The organism is Streptacidiphilus anmyonensis, from assembly GCF_000787855.1.
GTDB lineage: Bacteria > Actinomycetota > Actinomycetes > Streptomycetales > Streptomycetaceae > Streptacidiphilus > Streptacidiphilus anmyonensis.
Map to the genome: position 1 here is coordinate 1 of NZ_BBPQ01000054.1, position 12,077 is coordinate 12,077.

The 12,077-nt window shown below is 72.7% G+C and carries 11 protein-coding genes; 2 read left to right on the forward strand and 9 right to left on the reverse strand.

Annotation, left to right across the window (positions count from 1 at the left end):
- Nucleotides 1–297: 297 nt before the first annotated feature.
- Both TR50_RS31520 and TR50_RS31525 read left to right on the forward strand, forming a co-directional pair.
- Nucleotides 298–1,959, forward strand: coding sequence for a zinc metalloprotease (locus tag TR50_RS31520; RefSeq protein WP_052441581.1), 1,662 nt, complete (start codon nt 298–300; stop codon nt 1,957–1,959).
- A gap of 199 nt (nt 1,960–2,158) precedes the next feature.
- Nucleotides 2,159–2,518, forward strand: a complete 360-nt coding sequence (locus TR50_RS31525) for a helix-turn-helix domain-containing protein (RefSeq protein WP_042430114.1) — start codon at nt 2,159–2,161, stop codon at nt 2,516–2,518.
- A 34-nt stretch (nt 2,519–2,552) separates the two neighbouring features.
- Here the strand turns inward: TR50_RS31525 and TR50_RS31530 are convergent, their stop codons facing one another.
- From TR50_RS31530 to TR50_RS47205, 9 genes are all read right to left on the reverse strand, one after another.
- Entirely contained in the window at nt 2,553–3,038 is a 486-nt protein-coding gene (locus TR50_RS31530) for a hypothetical protein (RefSeq protein ID WP_042430117.1), read from the reverse strand.
- A gap of 59 nt (nt 3,039–3,097) precedes the next feature.
- Nucleotides 3,098–3,472: a hypothetical protein gene (locus TR50_RS31535; RefSeq protein WP_042430120.1), complete on the reverse strand. Its 375-nt coding sequence runs from the start codon at nt 3,470–3,472 to the stop codon at nt 3,098–3,100.
- Nucleotides 3,473–3,680: 208 nt separating this feature from the next.
- Complete coding sequence (locus TR50_RS31540; protein ID WP_042430123.1) at nt 3,681–5,207, reverse strand: ATP-binding cassette domain-containing protein; 1,527 nt, start codon at nt 5,205–5,207, stop codon at nt 3,681–3,683.
- A complete protein-coding gene (gene lanKC, locus TR50_RS31545; protein WP_152648742.1) occupies nt 5,204–7,885 on the reverse strand; it encodes a class III lanthionine synthetase LanKC in 2,682 nt (893 codons plus the stop codon). Before lanKC ends, TR50_RS31540 begins: the two co-directional genes overlap by 4 nt.
- A 103-nt stretch (nt 7,886–7,988) precedes the next feature.
- Complete coding sequence (locus tag TR50_RS48235) at nt 7,989–8,111, reverse strand: class III lanthipeptide (RefSeq protein ID WP_201776902.1); 123 nt, start codon at nt 8,109–8,111, stop codon at nt 7,989–7,991.
- Between the two features lie 114 nt (nt 8,112–8,225).
- Complete coding sequence (locus TR50_RS48240; RefSeq protein WP_201776903.1) at nt 8,226–8,348, reverse strand: class III lanthipeptide; 123 nt, start codon at nt 8,346–8,348, stop codon at nt 8,226–8,228.
- A 196-nt stretch (nt 8,349–8,544) separates the two neighbouring features.
- Nucleotides 8,545–11,460, reverse strand: a complete 2,916-nt coding sequence (locus TR50_RS31550) for a helix-turn-helix transcriptional regulator (protein WP_042430129.1) — start codon at nt 11,458–11,460, stop codon at nt 8,545–8,547.
- An 83-nt stretch (nt 11,461–11,543) separates the two neighbouring features.
- Entirely contained in the window at nt 11,544–11,780 is a 237-nt protein-coding gene (locus TR50_RS31555) for a hypothetical protein (RefSeq protein ID WP_042430130.1), read from the reverse strand.
- Nucleotides 11,781–11,834: 54 nt separating this feature from the next.
- Nucleotides 11,835–12,077: hypothetical protein (locus TR50_RS47205; protein ID WP_042430133.1), on the reverse strand; the 243-nt coding region annotated here is incomplete at its 5' end.

The following is a 12,077-nucleotide window of genomic DNA, read 5'->3' on the forward strand; positions in this document are numbered from 1 at the left end:
CGACGGCGGGGACCGCCGCCACGACGGGGGCGACCGCCGCGAAGGTGACCGCTGCTAGTCAGGGTTGGTGAGGCTCCCGGGTGCCTGCGGCTGGGCCGTGGGCACCCGGGAGCCGCGCCGGTCGTCGCAGGCGGTGCGAAGCAGAGCGGACGGGTCGCAGGAGGGGATGGACAGGTGGGCAGGCACGCGGGGCAGCGCTCGGTCGAGCCGCCGGCCGGTCCGGCGAACGACGGGCTGGAGTCCGGGCGTCATACCGCCGGGCCGTCGAATGACTGTGTTCCGCGGAACACCGCGGGGTTGGAACTGCACGGCCGGTTCCATGGGGCGGGTTCCGAGGAGCCGGTCTACACGGTCCGGCGTTCCGACGGGCAGGTCGTGGAGCTGTCGCAGCTGCTGTACCACGTGGTGTGCGCGGTCGACGGCCACCGGACCAGCGAGCAGGTGGCCGCCCGGGTCAGCGCCAGCTACGGGCGGGAAGTCGACGCGGAGGACGTGGAGTTCCTGGTCGCGGAGAAGCTGCGCCCGTTGGGGGTGACCGTTCTGCCCGGGGATGACGACGTGGTGGCCGCCGACGCACCGTCGGCAGATCTGCTGCTGTCCCTCAAGGGCCGCTCCACGCTGCTGCCGCCGCGCGCCGTGTGGGCGCTGACGGGCCCTTTGACCTGGCTGCACGCCCCGCTGGTCGTCGTGGTGGTCCTGGCCGGGTTCGCCGCCGCGGACCTCTGGCTGTTCCTGGGGCATGGAGCGGTGTCTGCACTGGCGTCCGTCCTCGACCGACCAGGCGCGCTGCTGGCCGTCCTGGCCCTGGTGGTGGCCTCGCTGGTCTTCCACGAGCTGGGCCATGCCTCGGCATGCCGGTTCGGCGGTGCGCGCCCGGGCCGGATCGGGTTCGGCATCTACCTGCTGTGGCCCTCCTTCTTCACCGACGTCACGGACATCTACCGTCGGCCGCGCGCCGACCGGCTGCGCACCGACCTGGGCGGCGTCTACTTCAACCTGGTGTTCATGCTCGCCCTGTTCACCGCCTACGCGGCGACCAGGCAGCCGGTCCTGTTGGCCGCCGTCTACATGGGCCACTACGAGGTCCTCGAACAGCTGATCCCCGTCGTGCGACTGGACGGCTACTACATCCTCGCCGACCTGGCCGGCGTGCCGGATCTGTTCGGCCAGATCCGCCCCGTCCTGCGCAGTGTCCTGCGCCGGGAGCCCAGTGAGGTCGCCCACCTGGCCCGCCGCTCCCGGATCCTGGTGACCGTCTGGGTGCTCGCCAGCACCGCCATGCTGGCCGCGCAGGTCGGCTCCACCGTCTTCCACCTGCCCGGCATCCTCTCCCAGGGCGTCACCGCCATGGCCGCCCAAGCCCGGGTGTTCCACACCGCGGCGACGGCGGGCGACATGCTCACCGCGGTCGCCGCCGTCGTGCGGTTCCTGTTCCTCCTGCTTCCTCTGGCCGCCACCTTGTACCTGCTGCTGCGACTGGGCAACGCGCTGCGCAAGAAGCTCCGGAGCAGCCGTCAGGCACGCACGGTCGTCCTCGCCTTGGCCGCCGGGGCAGCCCTGGGTGCGGCCGGGACCGTCTCCCTCGCCCCGGCCGCACCGCTTCCCTCGCCGAGTCCGGGGGGCACGGTCACCTCCGCGCCCGGGCCCCGTGCCTCCGTCACAACCCGCGCCTCTGCCTCGAAAGCGCCCGCACCGCTGGCGAGGACGCCGACCACGCATCCCGACCCGCCTACGGCCCGGACGACCCGGACGGCTCGGCCGGTCCGGACCAGCAGCCCGGTCGGCTCCGCACCCGCACCGCGTACCCCTGCCACGATCACACCCGTGCCGTCGGCGCAGCCGCCGACCACGCAACCCAGCCCGCAGGAGAGCCCGACGACCGGCCCTGTCCAGATCACTCCTCCTGTCCGGACGGGCAGCCCGGTGGCCACGTCCACTCGGCGCCGCACGCGGCGGTGAGCGACCGAAGGAAATGCCTCAGCAATGGGACAGGTGCTGAACCGGATCGGTCGCGTGGCGCAGAAGCCGAAGCGGTCACACTTTTCTCCCACCCGCTGGTTGCACGTGGACGAGGCTCACGCCGTCGTTCTGCTCCGTCTGCCCGTACCGGCCGTCAAGGGTCGGCGCGTCCCCGGCCGGGAGGCTCCACAATGGCCTCATGTCGACAACCCCTCTCGAAGCCGCCGAAGAACTCGCGCGCCTGCTCCGGGGAGCCCTCGAGGAGACCGGGCTGACGCTTCACCAACTGGCCCGCGCGGCAGGGATCCCACAGGCGCGACTGGCTTCCTGGCTCGACGGAGGGCGGGGAACCGCCACGGGTTTCGCGGCCGAGGAGCTCCGAGCCGTCGCCGACGCGCTTCCCGGCCACTACACGGTCGCGGACCTCTTCAGGGCGGCGGGACGGCACGTACCCGGCGACCTGGACGCGGAACGGGAACAGAGGCTCCTGGAGATCTACCGTCGCATGGACGTGAGCCGCCAACGGTCCCTGATCGCGGTTGCCCGCGAGATGGCCTGAGCCCGGGAGGGCATCCCGCTGCGACAACGGCCGGCTAGGGGCCGGGACGGCGCCGAGCCCGCCACCGGTCGAGCAGGCGGGGCCGCCGTTCGGGCGCCGGATCGGCTGGGGCCGCGGTGGGGACGGGACGACGCTTGGCCACCAGCGCGGGGAGATCGGTCAGGATCGGGGACAGGCCGAGGCGGGCGAGCGCGAGGTTGGCCTCGGGGCGCCGGAGCGTGAGATGGACGAAGGCGTGGCCGGCGTCGGGGGCCAGGGACGCGGTGCGCTGAAGCGACACGTGATGGGTGCCGGTGAGGACGAGCTCGTGTGGGACATCGCCGTCGGCGGGAGTGGCGCGGGCGTAGGCCAGCGCGGCGTAGGCCGACTGATGGGCGAAGCCGACGGGGTAGTCGGGGTGTTGCGCGAGGGCGAGCGCACCGCCGCGCGTCAGGTCTCCGAGGACCACGGCCACGACCCCCGGCAGTTGCAGGGCGCGGTCGAGTGCGTCGGCGAGCGAGGTGACCGGCCCGGTCGTCATGTTCGACGTCCACAGGCCGGGAGGGTGGCCCACGAGCCGGTTCTCGCTTCCTGCAAGGGTCAGATGACCAGGTTGTCCTCGATCTGGCGCAGCCGCAGCCGGGCCATCGCCAGGTTGGCGCGGGAGCGGTTGAGCGCGAGGTAGAGGAAGTGGCCCTTGCTGCTCTTCGCGGTCATCGGCCGGATCAGGTGGTACTGGCCGCCCAGGGTGATCAGGATGTCTTCGATCCCCTCGTGGCCGAGGTTCAGCATCTCCATGGTGCGCATCTTGGCGCGGACCACTTCGGTGTTTCCGGCGGCGGCGACGTTCAGGTCGAGGTCGGGGCTGTTGCCCAGCGTCGCCAGCGCCATTCCACTGGTGTAGTCCACGATGGCGACGCCGACGGCGCCGTCGATGGCCATGGCGTCCTTGAGTGCGGTATCCAGATTGGGCATGCGCGGCACTCTAGGGCGGTGGTCATTTCATCGGTGCCGACTTGATCAAAGTGAGCGATATTGGAACAACTGTGCCTCTGTACGATCGACGGCATGCCCGAAAAGGCTCGCGGTGATTCGGGCCCGGCGACCGGAGTTGAGCAGCTGCGAGCGCGGAGCAGGAGGCTCACGCGCCCCCTCACGCGGTCGCCCCTCACCCGGTCGCCCCTCACGGGGTCGGGGCCACAGCGGCCCGTCCGAGGGTCACCACGCGGTCGAAGCTGTCGTCGAGGTGCTCGTCGCCGTGGTGGACGACCAGGAGGCCCCGGCCCGCGGTGCGTTCCTTCAGGGTGCGGAGCACCAGGTCCCTGCCGTTCTCGTCGAGGTTCGCGAAGGGCTCGTCGGCGAGGTAGAGGTCGGCGTCCTCGCACAGCAGGGCGGCGATGCCGACCCGCTGCCGCTGGCCGGAGGAGAGCTCGGAGGGTAGCTGCTCCCCGAGCCCGGTCAGGGCCAACGCGCTGCGCAGCCGCTCGTCGGTGACCAGGTCGCGCACCGGCAGCGGGGGCAGGTGGACGGGCGCGGTCAGGCTGGCCACCCTGCCCGGCAGCGAGACCAGGCCCGCGTCGGGGGCCAGGGTCCCGGCGAGGACGTGCAGGAGCGTGGTCTTGCCGCAGCCGTTCGGGCCCCGGAGCAGGACGTGCTCGCCGGCGCCCAGTTCGAAGTCGTCGATCGCCACCCCGGCGTCCTCGCCGTAGGCGACCCGGGCGCCGCGGACCACCACCGCGGGCGCCTCGTCGTGGTAGGCGGCCGTCCGGGAGTCGCTGAGGGTCAGGATCCGCCGCAGCACGGCGTTGCTCCGGCGCGCCAGCGGAATCAGGTTGATCAGGTCGAAGATCCCGGTGACGGCCCGCCACAGCGTGTTCACGAAGGCGAGGAAGCTGCCGAAGGTCATCCGGCCGGCGAAGACGAAGTACGCCCCGGTGACCATCGACACCGTGTCCGAGAGGTTCATCACCAGGTCGCTCAGGGTGCTCTGGCGCTGGGTGAGCCGGTAGTTGACGAAGGTGATGCCGAGGTAGCGGGTCAGCGCCTCGCGGTTCACGGCCCGGGTGCCGGGCAGCAGCAGCTTCAGGCCGCGCAGCGCGTGGAAGGCCTCGAGGGTGCGGGTGAGCCGGTTGATGTACTGGGCCTCGGCCTCCCGTTCGGACTCGGTGTTGTCCTCGATCCGCCTCGCGATGGCGTTGCTGACGACCACCAGCGGCGGCACGATGACGAGCAGGATGAGGCTGGCCTGCCAGGACAGGTAGAGCAGCACGCCGAGGAACCCGACCGACGAGACGGCCTGCTTGGCGATCCGGACGCAGACGTCGATGGCCGGCAGGACGCCCTCGTAGACGTCGTTGTGGACCCGGCTGACGTAGGAGGCGTTGCCGGCCTCGGACAGCCGCCGGCCGTCCATGCCGAGCGCGCGGTCCAGCAGCTCCAGTTCCAGTTCGACCACCAGCGCGTTCTCGAACCGCTTGCGCTCGCAGGAGATCCAGTAGCCGACACCGTTGAGGACGAGGCCGAGCAGCAGGTAGCCGCCGCCGAGGAGGAGGAACCGGCGGAAGTTCCCGGCCAGGATCGCCTGGTCGAACAGCGCCTTGAGCAGCAGGGGGTGCAGCACGGCCTCGGCTCCGCCGGAGACCGTGACGACGGCGACGATCAGGCCGAAGCGGGCCCGGTGCCCGCGCAGGAGGTGCCACAGGTCCTTCACCGCGCCACCTCGTCCAGCAGGAAGTCGGCCGTGCCGCCGTGGTTGGCGCGGTGCAGCACCCTGAGCACGCCGGCCGAGCCGGTCAGGTAGTCGGTGGAGCAGCGCAGCAGCCCCTCGCCGGGCACGCCCAGGGGCGCCACCCCGTCGCGGCGCGGCATGCCGAACCGCTCGGCCGGTTCGAACAGGAAGACGTTCCGGACGAAGTCGAGCTGCCGAAGGGCGGTGGTCCGGTACGAGCCGTCGCCGGTGAACGCGGCGGCGTCCAGCATGGCCTCCGCGATCCCGGACATGCCGAACCCGTAGGCGGGGAGCACCGACTGGCCGATGTCCACCGCGCGCAGGACGTGCCGGGCGGCGTCGAGGTCGCCGTAGCGCAGCAGCACCTGGGCGACTCCGGCCGAGCCCACCTCGACGTACGGCTCCATGGTCCCGTCGTGGTCGAACATGACGAGACCGTCGTCGTCCACGGGCGCGGCGTTGTCCATCTCCCAGGCCAGCGCGCCGCGTCCGAGCCGCAGGTACCGTTCCTCCCCGGTGATCTGGTGCATCCGCAGCAGGAACAGGGCGACGCCGGCCTGGCCGAAGCCGAGCCCGGTCAGCGGCCGTTCGGTGGAGAACGCGTTCAGCCAGAAGGAGTGCCGGCCGTCGTGCTGCGCGGTGTCGCAGAGCGTCTGCGCGCACCGGGTGGCCGCGGCCAGGTCGTGCCCGTCGCCGCTGCGGAGGTGGAAGCGCAGGTTGGTCATCCCGAGGCCGGCGAGGCCGTAGTAGAAGGTGTGGTCGCCGGTCTGCGACGCGCGCCGGTTGGCCAGGGCCAGCAACTCGCGTGCCTGATCGTGGAATCCGAGTGAGTCGGTGGTCCAGGCGATGCCGGCCAGGCCGTTCATCAGGCCGTCCGGGTACTGGGCCGGGTCGATGTCGGTGAGTCGGCGGTGCAGCCACTGCCGCCACTCGGGACGGATCGGCACGCCGGAGGCGTCCAGCGCCCACAGGACGCCGCTCGCGCCGAAGCCGAGGCTCAGCGGGTTCGTCACGTGCGCGAAGGGATCGGTGGGGAAGAGCGTGTCCCGGTCGGTGTCGGCGGCGGCCTCGACGAAGGCGGCCACGCCGCGCTCGACCTCGGCCAGCCCGAGCTCCGACTCGACGACCGGCCGCCGCGTCGTCTCCTGCACCTGGCTGACGAGTTCGTCCTCCTGCTCCAGCAGGCCGAGGACCTCGGGGAGCGTGATCCGCGCCTGGGACAGGTCCGTCAGGAGCTCGTGGATCCGCGGGGGCCAGCCCAGGGCGTCGGTGAAGATCCGGAAGAGGCCGAGGACGTCCGGCCGCAGGTAGGACATCGCCGCGATCGGGAAGACGAAGTACGCCATGGTGTTGGCCAGGGCGCGCAGGTCGTCCTGCGGCCCCGGGGGGCCGGTGCGGCTCCGGGAGTGGCTGAAGCCCGGGGTGTACAGCTCGACGGGCTTCTCCAGGTGGGAGTCGACGGCCTCGGGACCGGCCAGTCGGCAGGCCTCCAGGTCGATGACGGTGACGTGGTAGGTGTCCTGGTCGACGAGCAGGTTCGACGGGGAGAGGTCGCCGAGGACGACGTTGCGGTCGTGGGCGGCCTGCACCGCGCGGGCGAGGCCGCGGAAGACGGCGAGATGGATGCGCAGGAACGCACGCGACCCCTCGGCGGTGATCGCGGGGCGGGCCAGCGGGTTGCGCTCCAGCAGCACCGAGCGGATGTCGGTGCCCTCCACGTACTCCTGGACGATGAAGTGGTGCTCCCACTGTTGGAATTCGGCGATCGGCTCGGCGAAGGAGCCGGTGCCGGCCAGGCGGTTCAGGAAGGTCCACTCCCGGGCGAGGATGTCCAGGGCGTCGTGGCCCTGGCGCGGGTTGGGGTTGGTGTACGGGCGGGCCTCCTTGACGACGACCTTCCGGTCGCCGTCCGCGGTGTCCTCGGCGGCGTACACCCCTCCGGAGTTGGAGAACTGGATGGCGTCCGTCACCCGGAAGCGGCCACCGAGCAGATCCGTCTCGTCGGCGTCGTCCTCCGGCTTCCAGTCGGTGAACGGCCATTCCTGCCAAGAGGGTTGGGCGAATCCCGGCTGTCGGTCGTCGCTGGTCGGGCCGTCCGGGCCGGTGATGGTCGGCACCTGTCGGCCCAGGACGTCGAGGGTGTGCGTGCGGTGGAACTGCCCGTACCGGAAGTAGAGGGACCTGCAGTCCCGGTACCTCAGGTCGGACAGGACGTAGGGGCCCTCGGAACCGCCCAGGACCACGGCGAGTTCGGCCAGCAGGGCGCGGAAGTCGTCCTCGTCGCGCGGGTAGACGGTCACCAGCTTGCCGCCGCTGCCGCGGGCCATGCCCTTGGAGTTGAGCATCTCGAAGATGTTCACATCGAGCGCGATCTTGAAGTCGGTGCCCCGCGCGGTCAGGTGCCCGACCACCGAGGCGGCCACCTCGCGCACGTTGCGGTGGTTCGCCGAGACGTGGATCTTCCAGCCCTGCGCCGGCAGGTCCGGGTCGTGCCGGTGGCTCCACCAGATGCCGCTGCGGACGAACCGAGCCCTCTGCCGGTCGTCGAGCGAGGCGAGGAAGTGGTCGGGCCTCGGCTCGTAGTAGACGTCGAGCGGGTCGAAGAACAGCGTGTCGTTCCAGGTGTAGAGGAATCGGTGGACCCAACGTTCGTCGCGCATGTCCGCCTCTGTGTCGTCGTCCGGGGTGCTGCCGCCGGGGCGGTCGGAAGAGCGGAAGAACCCGTGCGGGGTTGCGTCGCACCCCGGCACGGGCCCCACCGGATCAGTCGTGGCTCGGCGGCCTGGTCTCCTCGCAGCAGTTGCTGAGGCTGCTGGTCACGCTCACGATGGAGGCCTTCGCCGGGGCGACCCGGGGCTTCAGGTTCTGGAGCTTGAGAACGCTCATGCTGATCACTCCTTCGGGGTGCGGGAACGCGACGGCGCGCTCCCGGGGTGCGGGAGTTCGACGGCGGTCGTGCGGGAGCGGGACGTGCCCCGCTCCCGCACAGGCGCCGTCGGATCAGTCGTGGTTGGGCGGCGTGGTGGTCTTGCAGCAGTCGCTGGAGCTGCTGGTGACGCTGATGATCCCGGCCTTCGCCGGAGCCACGCGGGGCTGCAGGTTCTGGAGCTTGAGAACGCTCATCCTGATCACTCCTTCACGGTGCGGGAACGCGCGGACGCGTCCCCGGGTTGACAGGGCCTGGCCGATCGGCGAGGCCCAGTCAACAGCAGCCGGTGATCACGGACATGCCGGATACCGCCCCATGTTTTCTCCGACCCCCACCCATGTTCTCCGCACACCACCGACCCGTTCGCGGTCCGTAGGCAGCGGGGTGAGGTCAGCCGTCGGAGCCCTCCGCGACCAGTTCGGCCGCCAGCCTGTGCAGCGCCGTACGGTCGGGCAGACCGGTCTTGCGCAGCAGGCTCGCCAGGTGCTTCTCGACCGTGCGGGGCGAGATCACGAGCCGGCGGGCGATCTCCCGGTTGGGGGGCCGGTTGACCATCAGCGCGAAGACCTCGTACTCACGGATGGTCACGCCCGAGGAGAGCAGGACCTCCGGGATGCGGTCCCGTCCGCTGCGGCGCTGGGCGACCGTGGCACCGCCACGGCGCAGCAGGGCCCGGCAGGCTCCGGCCGCCGCGTTGGCCTCCAGGCCGTGGAAGTACTCCTCGGCGGTGCGCAGCCAGGCCACCGGGTCGCCCCAGTCGTCCGCCAGCGCCGCCTCCGCGACCAGGCGCAGGGCGAGATGGGCGCCGGTGGGGAAGACCTTCCGGTAGCGCCGCAGGTCGGCCACGGCCCGCGCCGCCTCCTCGGGCCTGCCCTCGCGTCCCAGCAGCACGGCGTCGGCGGCCACCAGGAACTGGCGGTTCCACGCGAGGTCGGCCGCCGGCATGGCCGACACGTCCGTGTGTTCCGGGCGTCCGGCGCGTCCCGCGAGGACGTCGAGCAGCGGCCGCAGGCCGTACCGGCCGGCCAGGTGGAAGACGTTCGGGCGGCCGCGTTCCCACTCCGCGGCGGCGGCCAACTCGGCCTCGGCGAGCGGCCGGTCCTCCTGGAGCAGGGCGCAGACGGCCCGGTTCAGGCCCAGCATCACCGGCACCAGGAACGAGCGCCCGCCTCCCGCCCGCTCGAAGGCCAGCACCCGCTCCTCCATCGCCCGCGCCTGGCCCCGGTGGCCGGCCAGCGTGGCCGCCGTGAGCAGCAGGTACTGGTGCGTGCCGACATCGCGCATCCGGCTTGTGGCGTCCAGGCAGCGGTCGACGATATCCTGGGCCCGCGCCGGGTCGCCGGTGAGCACCGCGTACATGGCCAGCAGCGCCTCTGCCCGGTGGGCCCGGCCGAGCGAGCCCAGCTCCTGGGCGGCGGTCAGCGCCTCCTCGAGCAGGCGGGCGTCCCCCTTGCGCAGGAAGGAGTTGGCGCCGAGGCGGATGAGCGCCTCGAACCGCCAGTGCGGCAGCCCATGGGCCTCGGCGACCGCCAGCATCCGGGCCAGGCAGGCGTCCGCCTCGTCGAAGCCGCGTTCCCTGGCCAGCAGGGCCAGCAGCTGCCAGGCCTTGCAGGCCAGTTCAGGCAGGCCGCTGTCCTGCGCGAACTCGGCGGCCCACAAGGCCCGTTGCCCGGTTCCCGGCAGCAGCTCCTCCCGCCCCGGCAGCAGCGCCAGATGCCCTTCGACCACCGCGAGGGCGGCGGTCTGCGCGGGCGCGTACCGGTCGCCGAGAAGCTCCTGCGCGGCCGCGAGCTGCCCGCCGCCCTCGCTGCTGCGCCCGCCCATCAGCGCCGCCCAAGCCAGTCGGGTGTGCAGGTCGATCCTGCTCTCGGTGCTCGGGGCGGCGACGCCGGTGGTCGGCAGGGTGTCGAGCAGCTCCAGCGCGCGGTCCAGACGGCCCGCCTCCGCGAGGGCGTGGACCAGCGACTCGGTGACCGCGACCCGGTCGGCGCCGACGGCGAGCCGGTGTCCCTGTTCGAGCAGCCGGACGGCCGCCCCCGAGGCGCCCGCGGCCAGCGCCTGCCGTCCGGCGTCGGCGTACAGCAGCCCGGCGGCGGCCGCGTCGCCGGCGACCTCCAGCAGACGGGCGGCGAGGTGGCGTCGGTCGTCGGTCCCGGGCACGGCCTCGCGGAGCGCGCCGGCGGCCCTCCTGGCGACGGCGGCCCGCTCGGCGGACGGCAGTCCGGCGGCCAGCGCCTCACCGATCAGGGAGTGACGGAACGCGTAGCCGTCGGGGACGGCGCCGTCGGAGACGACGAGCTCCGCCTGGACCAGTTCGCGCAGTTCGGCGAAGAGCCGCCCCTCGTCGCGCCCGGTGACGAGCCGGAGGGTGTCGACCGTGAACCGGGGACCGAGCAGGGCCGCCAGCACGACCAGGTCCCGCGTCGCGGGGGCGAGGCGGGCCGTCCGGGCGGCGTACGCGCGCACCACGCCGGACGGGACGGTGGCGGCCAGGTCCCCGGCCACGCGCCAGCCGCACCCCTCCTGCCGCAGCGCGCCGCCGCCGACCATGTCCGCCAGCAACTCCTCGACCAGGTACGGGTTTCCGCCGCCCACCTCGGCCAGCCGGTCGACCACGCCGGCGGGGACCCCGTCGGCCGGCACGCCCAGGCAGGCGGCGGCCATCTCGCGTACCTCCGGCGCGCCGAGCGGGCCGAGCGTGAGGGCGGTGGCGACCCTGCGCCGCTCGGCCGCCTGCGTCAGCTCGAACGCGGCCCCTGCCTCCGCCCGCAGCGTCGCCACCAGCAGCACGGGCAGGTCGGCGAGGTTGTCGACCAGGTACTCCACCACGGCCAGCGTCTCGGCGTCCGCGTCGTGCATGTCCTCCAGCACCAGCAGGCAGCCGGTCTCCCGGCCGAGGACGGCGAGCAGCCGCAGCAGGGCCTCGGCGAGGTCGGTCACGCACTCTGGACCGCCCCGGCCGTCGCCGGTCCGCCACTCCGGGACGATCTGGGACAGGGACGCCCGGTATGGGAGCAGTTCCGCGTCCTGGGGCGGCCCCGTCCGGCGCAGGTGGGAGCTGAGCGCCTCGGCGAGGGGACGGAACGGCGAGGCGGCCGTGCTGGGGCTGCTGCGGCCTCGCAGCAGCGGCAGCCCCAGCGCGGCGGCGTGCCGGGCGCACTCCCCGGCCAGCCGGGACTTGCCGATCCCGGCCTCCCCCGAGAGGAACACCGCATGGCCCGACTGCGTCTGACAGTCCGCCAGAAGTCGTTCCAGCAGCGCGGTTTCGCGAGCCCGACCGACCGTGACGGGTGATCTGGTCAACATGGCCGCAGGCTATGCGAGCCGATCACGATCGGGTAGGGAAGAAAGCGCCGCCCTGGCGGAGGGGGCCGGCGACGGCGTTGGGGCTAGAAGTCCGTGTTGCCGTCGCGGGAGGTCCAGGTCATGGTCTCCCATGGGCTGTGCGACAGCATGAGGGCGGAGTCGCCGCCACCGGACAGCGCGTTCGCCCGGCGCCCCAGCGCGCCCGCGGTCCACAGCCTGATCCCGCCGATCGGGTGCTCCTGCGTCTCCACCGGGGGAAGGCTCGGTCGCTCCGCCGCCGGGAAGGTGTGGGCTGCGGGGACGGCGTCGAGGATCTGCATGGGTGGTCGTTCCTCTCCTACGAGCGTCAGGGCCTTGTCGCCGCTGACGCGCACTCAGGGTGTCGGCGTCTGCAGCAGCAGCACCGAGGGCGTCCGGTCAGGGAAGCCCAGTCTCAGCAGACCGTGGCCGATCCCCGCCAGTCCGGTGAGCAGGCCGGGGACGGCCAGGGCGGCAGGGGTGCCGCAGACGGGGCCGCGTCGGTCGAGCGCGGTCGCCCACTGCCGCGCCCGCCGCTCCCGTGCGGCCTGCGCGGCCTGCACGGCGGGTCCGGGGAGCACGGCCGGGGAGGCCAGCTG